General features: G+C 57.1%; 16 protein-coding genes. 10 read left to right on the plus strand and 6 right to left on the minus strand.

Annotation, left to right across the window (positions count from 1 at the left end; translation table 11 throughout):
- Positions 1 to 6: 6 nt before the first annotated feature.
- From AC3A6F_RS04690 to AC3A6F_RS04700, 3 genes are read right to left on the minus strand one after another with little or no spacing between them, the layout of a single operon-like run.
- Complete coding sequence (locus tag AC3A6F_RS04690; RefSeq protein WP_487678807.1) at positions 7 to 723, minus strand: phosphoadenylyl-sulfate reductase; 717 nt, start codon at positions 721 to 723, stop codon at positions 7 to 9.
- 10 nt (positions 724 to 733) lie between these two features.
- Positions 734 to 1,291, minus strand: coding sequence for a DUF934 domain-containing protein (locus AC3A6F_RS04695; RefSeq protein ID WP_487678808.1), 558 nt, complete (start codon positions 1,289 to 1,291; stop codon positions 734 to 736).
- The gene (locus AC3A6F_RS04700; RefSeq protein ID WP_487678809.1) at positions 1,284 to 2,972 is read right to left on the minus strand and encodes a nitrite/sulfite reductase; all 1,689 of its coding nucleotides are present in this window, start codon (positions 2,970 to 2,972) and stop codon (positions 1,284 to 1,286) included. The genes AC3A6F_RS04695 and AC3A6F_RS04700 overlap by 8 nt, the downstream gene beginning before the upstream one ends.
- A 182-nt stretch (positions 2,973 to 3,154) precedes the next feature.
- Between AC3A6F_RS04700 and AC3A6F_RS04705 the strand changes: the two genes are divergently transcribed.
- The 6 genes from AC3A6F_RS04705 (at position 3,155) to AC3A6F_RS04730 (ending at position 8,691) form a co-directional block, all read left to right on the plus strand.
- A complete protein-coding gene (locus tag AC3A6F_RS04705) occupies positions 3,155 to 4,093 on the plus strand; it encodes a CysB family HTH-type transcriptional regulator (RefSeq protein ID WP_487678810.1) in 939 nt (312 codons plus the stop codon).
- Between the two features lie 17 nt (positions 4,094 to 4,110).
- A complete protein-coding gene (locus AC3A6F_RS04710; RefSeq protein ID WP_487678811.1) occupies positions 4,111 to 4,791 on the plus strand; it encodes a class I SAM-dependent methyltransferase in 681 nt (226 codons plus the stop codon).
- Entirely contained in the window at positions 4,776 to 5,291 is a 516-nt protein-coding gene (locus tag AC3A6F_RS04715; protein WP_487678812.1) for a GNAT family N-acetyltransferase, read from the plus strand. The genes AC3A6F_RS04710 and AC3A6F_RS04715 overlap by 16 nt, the downstream gene beginning before the upstream one ends.
- Positions 5,292 to 5,322: 31 nt before the next feature.
- The gene (locus AC3A6F_RS04720; RefSeq protein ID WP_487678813.1) at positions 5,323 to 5,778 is read left to right on the plus strand and encodes a YaiI/YqxD family protein; all 456 of its coding nucleotides are present in this window, start codon (positions 5,323 to 5,325) and stop codon (positions 5,776 to 5,778) included.
- A gap of 382 nt (positions 5,779 to 6,160) precedes the next feature.
- Positions 6,161 to 8,194, plus strand: coding sequence for a PAS domain-containing hybrid sensor histidine kinase/response regulator (locus AC3A6F_RS04725; protein ID WP_487678814.1), 2,034 nt, complete (start codon positions 6,161 to 6,163; stop codon positions 8,192 to 8,194).
- A gap of 170 nt (positions 8,195 to 8,364) precedes the next feature.
- Positions 8,365 to 8,691, plus strand: a complete 327-nt coding sequence (locus AC3A6F_RS04730) for a hypothetical protein (RefSeq protein ID WP_487678815.1) — start codon at positions 8,365 to 8,367, stop codon at positions 8,689 to 8,691.
- Positions 8,692 to 8,771: 80 nt separating this feature from the next.
- Here AC3A6F_RS04730 and AC3A6F_RS04735 read toward each other — a convergent pair whose 3' ends face one another.
- Positions 8,772 to 10,688, minus strand: coding sequence for a PAS domain-containing hybrid sensor histidine kinase/response regulator (locus AC3A6F_RS04735; protein ID WP_487678816.1), 1,917 nt, complete (start codon positions 10,686 to 10,688; stop codon positions 8,772 to 8,774).
- Between the two features lie 211 nt (positions 10,689 to 10,899).
- On the opposite strand from AC3A6F_RS04735, the gene AC3A6F_RS04740 reads away from it, so the two are divergent.
- From AC3A6F_RS04740 to AC3A6F_RS04755, 4 genes are all read left to right on the plus strand, one after another.
- Complete coding sequence (locus AC3A6F_RS04740; RefSeq protein ID WP_487678817.1) at positions 10,900 to 11,526, plus strand: tyrosine-type recombinase/integrase; 627 nt, start codon at positions 10,900 to 10,902, stop codon at positions 11,524 to 11,526.
- Between the two features lie 134 nt (positions 11,527 to 11,660).
- Complete coding sequence (locus tag AC3A6F_RS04745) at positions 11,661 to 12,140, plus strand: hypothetical protein (protein WP_487678818.1); 480 nt, start codon at positions 11,661 to 11,663, stop codon at positions 12,138 to 12,140.
- Positions 12,141 to 12,277: 137 nt separating this feature from the next.
- A complete protein-coding gene (locus AC3A6F_RS04750; RefSeq protein WP_487678819.1) occupies positions 12,278 to 12,688 on the plus strand; it encodes a hypothetical protein in 411 nt (136 codons plus the stop codon).
- A gap of 290 nt (positions 12,689 to 12,978) precedes the next feature.
- Positions 12,979 to 13,305 (plus strand): DUF6896 domain-containing protein, encoded by a 327-nt coding sequence (locus tag AC3A6F_RS04755; RefSeq protein ID WP_487678820.1) that lies wholly within the window; start codon positions 12,979 to 12,981, stop codon positions 13,303 to 13,305.
- A 140-nt stretch (positions 13,306 to 13,445) separates the two neighbouring features.
- Here AC3A6F_RS04755 and AC3A6F_RS04760 read toward each other — a convergent pair whose 3' ends face one another.
- Together AC3A6F_RS04760 and AC3A6F_RS04765 are read right to left on the minus strand one after the other, a co-directional pair.
- On the minus strand, positions 13,446 to 13,943 hold the full coding sequence (locus tag AC3A6F_RS04760) for a nuclear transport factor 2 family protein (protein WP_487678821.1): 498 nt from the start codon (positions 13,941 to 13,943) through the stop codon (positions 13,446 to 13,448).
- Between the two features lie 41 nt (positions 13,944 to 13,984).
- A complete protein-coding gene (locus tag AC3A6F_RS04765) occupies positions 13,985 to 15,019 on the minus strand; it encodes a serine hydrolase domain-containing protein (protein WP_487678822.1) in 1,035 nt (344 codons plus the stop codon).
- Positions 15,020 to 15,205 lie beyond the last annotated feature (186 nt).

Here is a 15,205-nt window from a genome sequence, read left to right on the forward strand (position 1 = left end):
CGTGGCTCAAGCGGCCACGGATTTGATGCGAATAAGTTTGCCGTCCACCACGTGCAAGCCGCATTCCTTGGACTCCGGGTTTTCCCACCACCAGCGTCCGGCGCGCACGTCCTCGCCCGGCTGGATGGCCCGGGTGCAGGGTTCGCAGCCGATCGACGGGTAGCCGCGGTCATGCAGGGCATTGTAGGGCACGTTGTTGCTGCGCAGGTAGTCCCAGACGTTCTGCTCGCTCCAGTCGGTCAGCGGATTGAACTTCTGCATGCCGTGTGCATGGTCGTCTTCCTGCGCCGCCAGTTCGGCGCGCGTGCTGGACTGGGCGCGGCGCTGGCCGGTAATCCAGGCGCGCTTGCCGGCCAGGGCGCGGCCCAGCGGCTCGACCTTGCGGATACGGCAGCATTCCTTGCGCATCTCGACGCTGTCATAGAAGGCGTTCAGGCCATGGTCCGCCACGTAGCGCTCGACCGCCGCGGGCTGCGGGCGGTACAGGGCGATGTCGTAGTCGTACGTTTCTTTGACGCGCTCGATCATCGACAGCGTCTCGGCATGCAGGCGGCCGGTCTCGAGCGAGAAGATCGCGATCGGCAGTCTGGCCTTCAGGATCAGGTCGGTCAGCACCATGTCTTCGGCCGCCAGGCTCGATGCGAACACGGCGGGCGTGAAATCGCGGGCAATACGGGTCAGTATCGCGTGGGTTTCATCCACGCGATGATGCAGGTCGCTCATGCTGAAGCTCCTAGATGCCGGCGCCGATGTCGCGGTGCTCCGCCGGCGTATCTCGCGGGACCCTGCGGAATAGCGGGATCGGATTGTCGACCGTCGCCTGGTAGGTTTCCGAGAACACCGACAGGCCCTTGAGCGCATCGTGGATGCTGCGATCTTGCCGAGTGGCGTAGGCGTCGAAGCCGCAGCGCGCCATCTGGAACAGCTGGTCGCGCAGCACGTCGCCGATCGCGCGCAATTCTCCGGTCCAGCCCAGGCGCTTGCGCAGGTTGTAGGCGATCGAATAGCCGCGGCCATCGGTGAATTTCGGGAAGTCGATGGCGATCACGGCAAAGCGCTGCAGGTCGTCCTTGATGGCGGCGGCGCTTTCGTCCGGCGCCAGCCAGACACCCAGCTCGGCGCGCCCGAGCAGCGCATCGCGCTGGGCCTGCCACACGGTCAGCGGCACGATGATCTTGCCGGCCGGGACTTCGACGGTGTCAGCCGCCTGTCCTTCGTCCAGCTTCAGTACGCTCCAGTCGTCATTGACCACTTCGCGACCCTTGATGATCTGTGGGTGTTGATTAAGCATAGTGGTCCTCTCCAACCAGTTCTTCCGCCGCGATCGGCGTGGCATACACGTGTTCCTTGAATGGGGCGATGCCCAGGCGCTGCGCGGTGTCGACGAAGCGCTCACCGTCGATGCGACAGCGGACATAGACTTCGAGCAGGCGTCCGATGACTTCAGGCATCTGCACCGCCGAGAACGACGGGCCGATGATCTTGCCGATGGCGGACTCGTTGCCCTGGGCGCCGCCGATCGACACCTGGTACCACTCGCTGCCGTCCTTGTCCACGCCCAGCACGCCGATATTGCCGACGTGGTGGTGGCCGCAGGCGTTGATGCAGCCCGAGATATTCAGTTCGATATCGCCGATATCGTGCTGGAAGTCGAGGTCGTCGAAACGCTCGGCGATGGCGGCGGCGATCGGGAGCGATTTCGCGTTCGCCAGCGAGCAATAGTCGCCGCCGGGGCAGGCGATGATGTCGGTCAAGAGGCCGATATTCGGCGTCGCCATGCCTTTCGACTTGGCCAGCTGCCAGACCTCGAACAGTTTACCTTGCTCGACGTCGGCCAGCACCAGGTTCTGCTCGTGGGTCACGCGCACCTGGCCGAAGCTGAAGCGGTCGGCCAGTTCGGCCACGAAGTCCATCTGCTCGGCGGTAGCGTCGCCCGGAGGTACGCCGGTCTTCTTGAGCGACAGCACGACGGCGGCATAGCCCGGCACCTTGTGCGGCTTGACGTTGCGGTTGAGCCAGTTGGCGAAGGCGCGGTTGTCTGGCTGTGAAGCGGCGACGTCGGTATCGGGCAGCTCGCGGTAGGCATGCGGCTGGAACCACTTGGCGACGCGGTCGAATTCTTCCTGGGTGAGCGTTTCGGGACCATCCTTCAGGTCGGCCCATTCCTGTTCCACCTGGCGGGTAAACTCTTCGACGCCGAGGGCCTTGAGCAGGATCTTGATGCGGGCCTTGTACTTGTTGTCGCGGCGGCCGTGGGTGTTATATACGCGCATCACGGCTTCGGTATAGGTCAGCAGGTGCTGCCATGGCAGGAAGTCGCGGATCACGCTGCCCAGGATCGGGGTGCGGCCCATGCCGCCGCCGGCCATGAACTTGAAGCCTACCTCTCCCGCCTCGTTATGGACCACGGTCAGGCCGATATCGTGCACGGCGATCGCGGCGCGGTCTTCCAGGGCGCCGTTGATGGCCACCTTGAACTTGCGCGGCAGGGCCAGGAATTCGGGGTGGAAGGTACTCCACTGGCGCAGGATTTCGGCGAAGGGACGCGGATCGATGATCTCGTCGGCCGCCACACCGGCGAACTCGTCAGTGGTAATGTTGCGGATGCAATTGCCCGAGGTTTGGATGGCATGCATTTCGACCGAGGCCAGGTCGGTCAGGATGTCCGGCGTCTGCTCCAGCTCGATCCAGTTGTACTGGATGTTCTGGCGCGTGGTGAAGTGGCCATAGCCGCGGTCATACTTGCGGGCGATATGGGCGAACATGCGCACCTGGTTCGACGACAGCAGGCCATACGGCACGGCGACGCGCAGCATATAGGCGTGGCGCTGCATGTACAGGCCATTCTGCAGGCGCAGGGGCAGGAATTCTTCTTCCAGCAGCTCGCCGGAAAGGCGGCGGGCGACCTGGTCGCGATACTGGGCGATGCGCTCGCGCACGATGAGGTGGTCGTAGTGGTCGTAGCGGTACATGTGCAGGGTCCGTAGGCAGAGGCGGATGGTGTTCGCCCATTAAATAATGTCCCGATGATACGGAGCTAAGCTTATATTCCAAACTACGGATAATTTATTTGCTTATATACGTAACCCGAATAAGCATCTTAGAATGTCGTTCGTACCCGGCTTGCTGTCTATTTAACAACAATAATTACCAAATGAATCTCCATCAACTACGCTTCGTGCGCGAGGCCGTTCGCCAGAACTACAATCTGACCGATGCCGCCAAGGCATTGTTCACTTCCCAGCCCGGGGTCTCGAAGGCCATCATCGAGCTGGAAGAAGAGCTTGGCGTCGACATCTTCACCCGCCATGGCAAGCGCATCCGCGGCCTGACCGAGCCGGGACGGCTGGTGCTGCAATCGGTCGAGCTGATCATGCAGGAGATCGACAGCCTGAAACGCATCGGCAAGGAGTACGCCGCCCACGACAGCGGCAGCTTCACCATCGCCACCACCCACACCCAGGCACGCTATATGCTGCCGAAGGTGGTGCAGGGCTTCATGCAGAAGTATCCGAAGGTGCGCCTGTCGCTGCTGCAGGGTAACCCGAAGCAGATCGCCGACATGGTCAAGAACGACCAGGCCGACCTGGCCATCGCCACCGAATCGATCGCGGCCGTCGACGGCCTGATCACCTTGCCCGCCTACCAGTGGGAGCACGTCGTGGTGGCGCCGCCGGACCACCCGCTGTTCAAGTCGCGCGCCATCTCACTGGAAGAGATCGCTACTTACCCCGTGATCACGTATGATGCGGCCTTCGCCGGCCGCAGCAAGATCGACCACGCCTTCTCCTTACGCAACCTGAAGCCGGACGTGCTGCTCGAAGCAATCGACGCCGACGTGATCAAGACCTATGTCGAGCTGGGCATGGGCGTCGGCATCATCGCCGGCATGGCCTTCGACCCCGAGCGCGACCGCAACCTGCGCGCGCTGCCGGTCGGCCACCTGTTCGGCATGAACACCTCGCGCGTGGCGATCAAGCAGGGCGCCTACCTGCGCAGCTATATCTATACCTTCATCGAGCTGCTGACGCCGACGCTCAACCGCAAGATGGTCGAGTCGGCGATGCGCGGTGGGGAAAACTACGAACTTTGATGGTCAGGGAATTAAAGATGGACAATAATCGTGCCGACAACGCGGTCGTCGCCTACTACGACAGCATCGCCGCCCACTACGACAACGCGTCCGCCGAGTATTCGGAAGAGCAGCAGGAAGACCTGGACGAGGCGCGCGAACAGATCGCCACCTTGCTCAGTGGCCACCGCATCCTGGAGCTGGGTTGCGGCAGCGGCGCCTGGACCGACGTGCTGGCTGAAACCGCCGAATCGGTGCTGGCCACCGACGCCAGCCCATTCATGCTCGACCTGGCGCGCATGCATGGCGAAGACCTGGACAATATCGAATATCGCCTGGTGGACGCGCTGGCGCTGCCGGATGATCTCGGCAGCGGCGACGAAAAATTCACCGCCGTGTTCATGGGCGGCCTGTGGGCCCACCTGACGCGCGAGCAGGGCGACACGCTGTTGTTGTCTCTGAAGAAGAAGTTGGGCAAGGACGTGCTGCTGGTGATCTTCGACGACGCCTATGTGGAAGGCGAGAGCGCCACGATCGTGCGCACCGACCTGCTGGGCAATACCCATGAGTTCCAGCTCGACGCCGACGGCACGCGCCACGAACTGGTCAAGAACTACCCGACCGACAGCACGCTGCGCAAGCGCCTGGACAAGGTCGGCCGCGAAATCAAGATCGCACGCTGGGAGTTCTATTGGGTGAGCACTTGCCGGTTGAAGTGATGCCCGCCTTTTCGATCGAGCGCGCGGTCGTGGCCGAGCGCCCACTGCTGTGTCGCTTGCTGCAGCTGTACTTCTTCGAGGCCACACGCTGGAGCGGCGAGGATATCCTCGACGACGGCCTTTACGATTGCGACGAGGATGGTCTGCAGGGCTATTTCGATGAGCAGGGCGGGGACGCGGCTTACATCCTGAGGGTCGATGGCAAACCGGCGGGCTTCGCCCTGGTCGAATGGATCCCGTACGAGGGCGGGCAGATCCGGGAGTTTGCCGATCTGTTCGTGCTGCCGAAATATCGCCGCCTTGGCCTGGCCGAGGCGACGACGCGCCGGGTCGTGCTCGAGACCGAAGGCCCGTGGCTGATCGCGGTATTTCGAAAGGATGAAGCCGCCCTGAGCCACTGGCAGAACGCCTTCGTGCGCCTGCCGTTCCGCTCGGTCCGGCACGGCCCGAAGGACGATGTATTTCATCAGTTCATCGCCAACGACACTTCTGCCGCATAATCCGGCAATCACTTCATACATTTCTATTTCCATGCACATCTGGGTCGACGCCGACGCCTGTCCCGCTGTCATCAAGGACATCCTGTTTCGGGTAGCCGAACGTTTGCAGCTCGATGTCACGCTGGTCGCGAACCAGCTGATCCGGGTGCCGGGCTCGCGCTTCATCCGCGCGCTGCAGGTGCCGGCCGGGCCCGACGTTGCCGATGCCGAGATCGTCGAACGCGTGAATCCGGGCGACATCGTCGTCACCGGCGACATCCCGCTGGCGGCGCTGGTGCTGGACAAGGGCGGCCTGCCGCTCAATCCGCGCGGCGAGTGGTACACCAAGGACACCATCGCCCAGCAACTGACGATGCGCGCCTTCATGGAAGAGTTGCGCGGCAGCGGCGTCGATACCGGCGGGCCGGCCGCGTTCAGCCAGGCCGACCGCCAGCAGTTTGCCAACGCACTGGACCGCGAGCTGGCGCGCCGTCGACGGCCGGCTTAGAGCGCCTGACAAAACGCTCTAGTTGCTCAGCGGGCAACAGCCGAGAACACTCGGCTGTGCCGACCGTCTGCTATCGGCCCAGGCTGTGTAAAAACGCAAGCCGATCAGCATGCCGGCGACACTCGGCCTCTCAGAACCCTCTATAAGGCGGTTTCTCGAGGTCAGGAATGGTAAAGGTACCCCTGAAAACACGCGGATCTCGCGTTTTACACAGCCTGGGCCAGGAGCGGACCTCCGCTGAGTCGTAATATTTTGGCACGAGATGAGCGATCGATACATCTTTTCACGCTTTATGACGAAGCGCGAGACCATAAGAATCACTTTACATTGCTCCCGCCCCCAACGTTTGCTGCACTGAACCGACTCATGGCAAGATTGCAGCATGACTACCAAACCTGATTACGAGTCTCTGTTCAGAGCATCGCCTTATCAGTCATTGGTGCTGGATACGACGCTTACTATCCTTGACGCTAATCATGCCTACCTTAAAGCAGTTGACAGACTCGCTGAAGATTTGCTGGGGAGGTCCCACTTCGATGCCTTTCCTAACAATCCCACTGACCCTTCATCGACGACGAACTCCAAACAGGTGAAATCGTCGATGGAGCGTGCTATCGCGAGCGGTGAGCCGGATATAACACCCGTGCTTCGTTACGCTATTCCGGTCGGTGGCAGCGACAACGCTGAATTTGTAGATAGGTACTGGAACGCCGTTCATACACCTGTATTTGGAGACAATGGCAAGGTCACTATTGTTATTCATAACCCAATTGACGTCACCTCCCTTTACGTCTTCGACCGGGATTCAAAAGGAAATCCCGATAGTGCATATTCTGACGAAGAGTCCAGAGCAAACGCGTTGAGTCGTGCGCAGCTACACGAGGCCATGACGAGGGTATTGAAGGACGAGCGCAGTCACCTGCGTAACCTGTTCAATCAGTCGCCAGGCTTCGTTGCAGTAACTATGGGACCAACTCATGTCTTTGAAATGGTCAACAATGCGTACGAAAAGTTGGTGGGTCGCGGCGACCTGCTCGGCAAGCCTGCGCTCGAGGCGATACCGGAACTTTTCGACCAAAGATTAAAGGCAGGCCTTGATAGCGCGTATGAGACTGGTAAACCCTGGGTCCGGCATGGCATCAAAGTAGATATTCGTTCGAAAGCCGACGGCAATATGATCGAACATTACATTGACCTGATTTATCAGCCGTTTTACAGTCCTGACAATAAGGTTGTCGGGGTATTTGCGCAGGGGCATGATGTTACAGAAGCTTATGAGGCGAGTATTGCTCTACAGGATGCCGACCGGCGCAAGGACGAGTTTCTCGCGATGCTGGCACATGAGCTCAGAAATCCGCTAGCGCCTATCGGCGCGGCTGCTGAACTTCTGCAGCGGGTCAAGCTTGACGAGGATCGGGTTAAAAAAACTAGCGCTGTCATCGGGCGCCAAGTGAAGCACATGACTGGGCTCATTGATGACATGCTTGACGTCTCACGCGTGACGCGTGGCCTAATCAAATTAGAGAACGGAGTAGTAGATATCCACCAAGTGGTCTCCGAGGCGGTTGAGCAGGTCAGTCCTCTGATCCGGTCGAGAAGACACGAGCTGACACTGCGCCTTGCGTCGCAGACGGCTTTGATTCAAGGTGACAAGAAGCGCCTTGTCCAGGTACTGGCCAACATCCTCAACAATGCCGCCAAGTACACTGCCGAGGGCGGCCATCTTGTGCTGTGTACTTCGGTCGAAGACCAGCAAGTCCTGGTTGAAGTGACCGATGATGGGATCGGCATGACGCCGCAGACCGTGACACATGCTTTCGATCTCTTTGCGCAGGCTGAGCGCTCATCTGACCGGTCTTCTGGCGGCCTGGGGCTAGGGTTGGCGTTGGTGAAGAGTCTGGTAGAGCTGCATGGGGGTGATATTTCCTGCAAGAGTAAAGGGCTTGGCCACGGCAGTACCTTCTCTATCCATATACCGCGGCTAGGCGAGCCGGAACAGACTGCATTATCCACTGGTAGCGAAGACGTAACTCCGCCAGTCCCAACTGCGTCGTTAAGAATTCTCGTGGTAGACGACAACATAGATGCGGCGGAGATGCTCAAACTACTGTTGGAGGCGACGGGCCATGAAGTGCTCGTCGAACATGGAGCGCTTCAAGCACTGGAGAAGGCCAAGCGCTATGCACCGCAAGTCTGCCTGATCGACATCGGCCTCCCGGAGATCGACGGCAATGAAGTCGCTCGGCGTTTGAGGAACCAATCAGAAAACGCCACCGCAGTGCTCGTTGCCGTCACCGGCTATGGACAGGAGAGTGATCGCGTTAGCGCCTTCGGTGCTGGGTTCGATCATCACTTGGTCAAGCCGGTTGATACTTCGGCGCTTACCTCAGTTCTCTCTGCAATCGGTAAGCACTAAACGGCCACTTTGGGTCGGTTGCGGTCCTTCGTGACAGTCTGCGATTTTTCGTCCCTTGCAACCTGCTATGCTGAGTTCAATGGCCGCCTTCGACAAGAAGCGGACTTTGGTGGCCGCATCTGGACTTCAACGTTTGCGACAGAAGAATGCTTACCAAAGGAAAACAGGGAATGAACGACCTACGCAATGGACTGTACGGCACGGTATTGGTGTTGGCGGCAGCAGCGCTGGGCGGCTGCGCCTCCTCGGCCGCCATTACGGGTGAGCCAGGGGTACACATGGGCGACAGCTATGAAAAGGTGCTCGCAGTGGTCAGCCGCGACAATACCGTGACCAAAAAGGTTGATGGCAAAGGCTTCCGGGCGGAGGGTTACTCGACAATGTTCAAGGATTGTCGCGCCAAGTACTTTGTGTTCCAAGGTGCCGATGGTTTGCAGGGCGTGAAATATGAGCCAGCGCCGTATCTGTCGGTTAACCAGAACTGCCGCCGGCCTTGACTTCCCCCTGCGATGAATTTCCGCTGTCGGCCAGAAGCGGACATCAGTGAATCATTCTCGCGCGATTTAACCAGGAAGATTCAAGTTGCAAGATGTCCCAAGAAATCAAGCAACTGGCTGGCATCCACGGGCTTGACAAGATGGAGTGCGAAACCAGCCTCGCGCGTCTGTCTACGATCCTGTTCTTGTCCATACCCCGTGATCGCGATCATTACAGATTCTGCAGTGCCGGCCTTGTGGCGAAGGCGCCGGGCAAGTTCGTTCCCATCAATTTCAGGAAGACCAATATCCAGAAGACAGACGTCGAACGCTTCCTTTTCCGCACGTGCAAGCGCGTCTATAGGGTGGTGAACGACTGAAGCTGTATGTCCTGATGCGTCAAGAAACATCGCTAGCGTTAGTGCCCCGTCAAGATTGTCGTCGACTACGAGGACGCGCAAGGAGTGCGCTTTGTCAGGCAGGCCGGGCCGATTGTCGCTTGCGGACTCCAGCTCGTCAGGCGAGTTCAGGCGGGGTAGGCACACGGTAAACGTGCTCCCTTTTCCCGAACCATCGCTTTCACACTTAACAGTGCCCTGGTGAAGTTCGACTAAACTCTTGACTAATGCCAGGCCCAGTCCAAGTCCGCCCGAGGTCCTGTCGGAGGTGACCTCCGCTTGGGAAAACAGGTCGAACACGCGACGCACCAGATCCGGTTCTATACCAATGCCGTTATCGATGATGGACACCAGAACATTGTTGTCGTCAGCCTTTGCGTGCACCTCGATCTCGCCACCTTCCGGAGTGTATTTCGCAGCGTTATTGAGCAGGTTCGTCACAACTTGCACAAGCCGCTTGCGATCGCCATTAACGGTTGTACCCGGTGCAAGGTCGACGCGAAGGTGATGGCGTTTCCCCTCTACGAGCGGAGTCACCTGTTCGACGGCTTCCCCTATAACCTGCCTGATGTCCACGGGCATGCTTTCCAGCTTGACCAAGCCGCGGCTGACCCGCGATACATCCATCAAATCGTCGACCAAACTCGTCATATGCCGAATTTGTCGGCTGATGATTTCACTCGACTGCAATACCCGGTTCCTATCGAAAGCAGCAATTCTCAAAAGTTCGGCCGCAGAGCTGATCGGTGCCAGCGGATTGCGCAGCTCATGCGCCAGCATAGCGAGGAACTCATCCTTTCGCCGCTCGCTATCCTTCAATTGTTCTTCTACCAGCTTGCGTTTCGTGATATCGCTGGCAGCGCCAATCCACTCGACAATCTCTCCGTCGGGGTCGAGCCTGGGAGCGGCCCTAGAGTAGGTCCAACCGTAGCTACCGTCCGCGCGTAGTACGCGATGTTCCAGTTCAAAAACGCTTTTATCATGGATAGCTTTTTCGATGGCAGCCCGACTTCGCTCGAGTTCGTCCGGGTGAACGTATTCTTCCATTCGCCACTCTGCCCAGCTTGTCGTCGTCTTCAAAAAGCCGCGCCCTTCGAGGCTATCCATGTATTTCCAGTCCGGACTCATGCGGTAGACAATGTCGGCCGTGGCCATGATGTAAGCACGCAGGCGTCCTTCGCTCTCGACGAGTGCCTTCTCCGCCAGAACGCGATCCGTGATGTCCGCCGTCGTGTGCTCAATGCAAACCAACCTGTTGTTGTCGTCGAAAATCGGCGTATTCCGAGCGCTCCAGTATCGTTCCTCAAACGCGAGCTCGCCACTCTCCTGCCGTATTTGGATCGGATAGCGCTGCATCGGCATTGATTGAGCTACCCCAGTTTCAAGGACTTTAGCTAAGGAACTCTTTAACGCTTGGCTCCCCGTGTCCGCAGAGTCGGGAAACGGATCTGGAAAAACGTCGAATAGACGTTTTCCAACAAAGTCATGACGGCGGCGTGAAGCGGACCGTATGAATGTGTCGTTCACTGCGAGAATCGTCGGGTCGAGTGAAGTGGTCAACAAGCAGGTTCCCACTGAACTCCTGTTGAAAGCGGACTCGTAAAGGGTTGAAGGAGACATAGTGGACGAAGGAAAGAGATGCCAGCGCGACGTGGGTTTGAAATTTCCCTAGCCCAATGACTAAGATGAATTTGTTGCGCTACTCTACCCTAAAGTTGACATTGAAAGTCGATCAGAGAGCTTCGAGCAATGTCTGCTACGGGTCGGTGCTGCCGTCCGTCCTCACAGGATGAGTACGCCAGAATGAGGTCCGATTCCAAAGGAGGACCTCATGAAACCGAACGCGCAGATGCTGCTACACCGTAGGGCTTGGAACAAGGGCAAACTGGTCGGCCAGAAGACACCGCTGAAGTTGAAGGAGATAGGGGCGATACGGATCCGCCTCCAGCTGACGGAAAAAGTCAGGGATCTTGCCCTGTTCAACTTGGCAATCGATAGTAAGCTCCGCGGCTGCGACCTGCTGAGTTTGAAAGTTAGCGACATCGCACAAGGGCGTAGCATCATGCACCGTGCGATCGTGATGCAACGTAAAACGCATCGCCCAGTACAGTTCGAAGTCACTGACGTAACAAGGCAGGCCGTGCTGGCATGGATTGATCATGCGAAGCTTGCAAGCAATGCGTTTCTCTTTCCGAGCAGGGTTGCGGCCTCGCCACATTTGTCAACGCGACAGTACGCGCGCATCGTCAGACGATGGGTGGCCTCGATCGGTCTTGATGTCGTAGCCTATGGCACACATACGATGCGCCGAACGAAAGCGACGCTGATCTATCGAAGGACCAAGAATCTTCGTGCGGTTCAGCTACTTTTGGGACATACCAAGTTGGAAAGTACAGTACGATATCTGGGCATCGAAGTCGATGATGCACTTGAGATAGCTGAGCAAACCGAGGCATAGGGAGTGCCGTCGTCGGCCTTGGTCGGCGGCCAACTGTCAGTGAAAACCTGCTTGGCAGCGGCCGGCCGATTTCGGCCACAAGCGGTCGTTGGCTCATCGAGCCTGCCAGAGCGACCGATAAACTAATTTTTGAGATGCAGCAGATGGTTCCGTATAGCTTGAATCAAGCGCAATTTCAAGAGATGTATCGGCGCACGCTTGACGGCCTATCCAAGCGTGTCATCGCTCATATCAGCAGTCTTTTATCCGTACCGTTATCACCAGACGTCGAAGCGCAGGTCGAAATCTTCCCCGGCGAGGACGGAGCGTCACCAGACGTTTGGATGTACTGGCGTGGTAAGAACAATAAGGTCGATCACGCGGACCCAAGTCTATTTGCAGGCAGATCAATGCATCTGGATCTCGGACTTGAACTCCTTGCTAAGCTGGACGAGCAATACTTTCTTGATCCAGACCAGTTTCCTGTACTTGACCTCACAGTCCCTATCTTGTCACGGTGGGTGGCCGAATGTTGGTGGAAGGCTGGAGGCTGGAGATACCCTGTGCCGGTCACATTAGCTGTCCACGACTTCGGGACTTGTAGCTCAGTATTGCTTTCCGAAGGCGGTACCTGAATCAGGTGTGCGACGTCCGGATTGGGTCGAATACAGTCGTTCGTGTCAACCTGTAGTGTTCGCGCCAGACAAGCTGCTATGCTGGGTTTTAGCAGCCCGGTTTGACCGACAACATATATTGAGAGGGCAGTCACGGAATGAACATTGCTACGCTGTACGTTCGCGGAGCCGATGAAAATCTTGATCGCCTCATCGAGCTGTTGGGTACTACTGCCACTTCAAGATGGGCGACCGGCGACCCTCGCAATCGGGGTAAAGTGCATGAAAGTGCTGGTATCCAATTCGATCTCGCCGACACGGATACACCGCATCGCCTCATCCACGACGTCCGTGACACCATTTTTAGTTGGCATGCAAAAGGGGTATCCCTCACTTGCCTTGGGCTAGACGGTGAGCTCTCAGTTGGCATCACGGTAGGAGACAGTGCGCAATTCACGGCGCATATTGAATTGTCTTCCGATGATATGGTGAAACTCGGCAGTATTGGCATTGCACTGTGCATTGCTGCTTATCCGACATCGGATGAAGCAGATGAACTAGTAGAATGATGCGGCTTCGATCGAGCAAGGGCTGCTTTGGGTCGGAAGGGGCCTGTCGTGACAGTCCGCGATTTTTTCCGCCCCAGCAACCTGCTATGCTGAACTGAAGGACCGCATTCGGCCACAAACCGGACCTTCGCTTAGCAACATCGTTCGGCTAGGGGGCGGTCCCTGGCACAGGGATTGCTCGTTCCAGGCCTATTTGGCTGTAACTGTTGTTGAGTACTGAGTGCAATGGAAAAACCTACTGACGACGATATCCAATTGATCCAGGCCATCATCCCTTGTGGCATGCTGAGATGGCGTGGGCAAAGGAACTGCTGAAACGAGCGTTCGGATTGAATGATGCGCAGGACATCCTGCGCCCGGAGTTCCGAGGCTGCCGGCAAATTCCTGGAACAACTTGGTCCTTCAGAACGCACGGAATTGGTGTCGACGTTTACCGGACTTCCGATGTAGCAGGAATCGACTTCGATTTCGATAAGCTTGATCCGGACCCGTGGCGACTTGCTATTTTCTTGGAAAAGCAGGTTAACGAAGGATCGCTTTCTTACGAAAAGTACGGCCAACTGATCGATGACGAAGATCGGTTAACAGTAGCGCTCGACGCCGTTTTCAAGAGTTAACCGGAGGGAGTCCTGGTCCGACGAACGGCTGCTTCGGGTCGACACCGGCCTGTCGCGGCCTCACAATGTACCGAAGCTTTTACCGATGTGGCGGCTAGCGTATCAAATTGTTAACGGGCCTTATCGATACTATCCAACACTTATTTGGCGGCTCTGTGGCCATAGCTGAGCACCCGTGTAATCTTCCATGTGCCGTCTGTATTTGTCCAAATCATGACAAACTCTGCGATGCCGTCGCACGTTTTCGTGTCGAACTGGCAGAACCGATGGGATCCTTGCGCGATCGCGCCGTAGTCCTTTATGGGAAAGACTCGTAGCGTACCTGGCATGATTTCGCGCGAAAATTTTCCACAGGCGTTTTTCTTAGTATTGGCGATCATGCTGTCTCGGCTCCAGGTCACACCGCCGTTGTCGTGATAGAACTCGACATCGGGAACAAAATAGCCTATGTGTTTCTGCAACTGAGCAGGGTCGTTACACTTGTTGAATGCGTCGAATACGTCCGCATCGAGGGTGGCAATGGTGTCAAACAAGGGTGTAACAAGCGTCTTGTTTTCCGCTGCAAAAACGCCACTACAAAGCAAAAGGAGGGGTGCCGCAATTATCTTACTGCACCCGGCGGCAAGTCGTTTTTTCATATGTTTTCCTGGTTGTGCTGAACTAATTCGAGTGAGCATGGCTAACGAACCTGCGCGTTTAGATATGCTAGAAAGCGTGGGTTTGCCCCCAGCTTTTCAAGCACCGGAAGTACGACTTTATGTCCGCTATCTCCGTTGGTCAGAATCACCACGCCGTCTTTTGTTGTTTTACTGAGGTAAGCAAAAGTAAATACTCCATCATCCTTGCCCGTGTGCATGAAGATAATATCCCCGGCGAAATCGAGGATTTCCCAGCCAAGGCCAAAACCAATGCGCTCGGGACAGGTCGCCGCTTTGTCTCCCGTACAGCGAAGATTGCGCAAGTCCACTTGTATGCGCCGCCGCTCACGTGCGACTTCTGAACTCAAACCTTTATCGTGTATAACCTCGATCATGAAGCTGGCATAGTCGGCCACAGTCGTATACACCAGATCCGCAGCGTTGGGTCGCTCGGCTATATGCGGTGTCATATATTTCCCCAAGACATCGCTTGGCAAGGCAATCCGCTCTCGTAGCCAGGGCTGGTCCATGAAGGTAGTATGCGACATGCCGCCGGGCTCGAAGAGCTGTGAGCGCGCCAGGACATCGAAACTTTTGCCCGTTTTTTTCTCGGAAAAACGCAATACATATTGGTATCCTTCACCCGAATAACCCCATTGTGTTCCCGGATCGAAAATGAATTTCATCCCTGTCTTGCTGTCGCGCCAGTTAGGAAAACCTGTCTGATGAGAAAGAGCAAAACGTGCCGTCAGGACCCGACTTCGGAGATCGGAACTCACGTCAGGATCAATCCAGTGGTGAAACATCGGCTCATCCAGACCGAGCATTTTTTTCGACGCCAGTCGCAATACTACTTCGGCAGTAAGTGGCTTGGTCAGTGAGGCAATGTTATAAGTCGAGCTTTCAGTGGCGGTAATGCCGGGCGACTGTTCGCCAGTCGTAGACATCTGTACGATGCGTCCACCTTTGATACTGGCAATCGCGACGCTGGGTATTTTCGCGTCAGCCATTACAGTGGCAATGTGCGATTCAAGCGATGTGTCTTGGGAAAATGCAGTTTGGGAGGTGAGCAGCATCGTCGCTAGCGCAAGCCCGGCGCTGTAGCAGGGAACGGAGCGAGAGGTTGATCGCATACAAAACCCTATTAAATATATTCGAGACCTGAGGATATGTGCTGCGAAGGACACGGGCTACTCTATTGCGACCGACGGTCGTTTTTACAGGACGAATGGTAGCGTGACAGCTTGAAAGGTCACTGGTAC

The organism is Massilia sp. Soil_C_3 (assembly GCF_057657035.1).

What these genes read in the sequence shown, in the direction of transcription:
- AC3A6F_RS04725 (WP_487678814.1), top strand. Translation starts at nt 6,161, where the DNA reads ATGACTACCAAACCTGATTACGAGTCTCTGTTCAGAGCATCGCCTTAT.
- AC3A6F_RS04745 (WP_487678818.1), top strand. Translation starts at nt 11,661, where the DNA reads ATGCAGCAGATGGTTCCGTATAGCTTGAATCAAGCGCAATTTCAAGAG.
- AC3A6F_RS04760 (WP_487678821.1), bottom strand. Translation starts at nt 13,943, where the DNA reads ATGAAAAAACGACTTGCCGCCGGGTGCAGTAAGATAATTGCGGCACCC.
- AC3A6F_RS04700 (WP_487678809.1), bottom strand. Translation starts at nt 2,972, where the DNA reads ATGTACCGCTACGACCACTACGACCACCTCATCGTGCGCGAGCGCATC.
- AC3A6F_RS04710 (WP_487678811.1), top strand. Translation starts at nt 4,111, where the DNA reads ATGGACAATAATCGTGCCGACAACGCGGTCGTCGCCTACTACGACAGC.
- AC3A6F_RS04705 (WP_487678810.1), top strand. Translation starts at nt 3,155, where the DNA reads ATGAATCTCCATCAACTACGCTTCGTGCGCGAGGCCGTTCGCCAGAAC.
- AC3A6F_RS04765 (WP_487678822.1), bottom strand. Translation starts at nt 15,019, where the DNA reads ATGCTGCTCACCTCCCAAACTGCATTTTCCCAAGACACATCGCTTGAA.
- AC3A6F_RS04720 (WP_487678813.1), top strand. Translation starts at nt 5,323, where the DNA reads ATGCACATCTGGGTCGACGCCGACGCCTGTCCCGCTGTCATCAAGGAC.
- AC3A6F_RS04690 (WP_487678807.1), bottom strand. Translation starts at nt 723, where the DNA reads ATGAGCGACCTGCATCATCGCGTGGATGAAACCCACGCGATACTGACC.
- AC3A6F_RS04750 (WP_487678819.1), top strand. Translation starts at nt 12,278, where the DNA reads ATGAACATTGCTACGCTGTACGTTCGCGGAGCCGATGAAAATCTTGAT.
- AC3A6F_RS04735 (WP_487678816.1), bottom strand. Translation starts at nt 10,688, where the DNA reads ATGTCTCCTTCAACCCTTTACGAGTCCGCTTTCAACAGGAGTTCAGTG.
- AC3A6F_RS04740 (WP_487678817.1), top strand. Translation starts at nt 10,900, where the DNA reads ATGAAACCGAACGCGCAGATGCTGCTACACCGTAGGGCTTGGAACAAG.
- AC3A6F_RS04695 (WP_487678808.1), bottom strand. Translation starts at nt 1,291, where the DNA reads ATGCTTAATCAACACCCACAGATCATCAAGGGTCGCGAAGTGGTCAAT.
- AC3A6F_RS04755 (WP_487678820.1), top strand. Translation starts at nt 12,979, where the DNA reads ATGGCGTGGGCAAAGGAACTGCTGAAACGAGCGTTCGGATTGAATGAT.
- AC3A6F_RS04730 (WP_487678815.1), top strand. Translation starts at nt 8,365, where the DNA reads ATGAACGACCTACGCAATGGACTGTACGGCACGGTATTGGTGTTGGCG.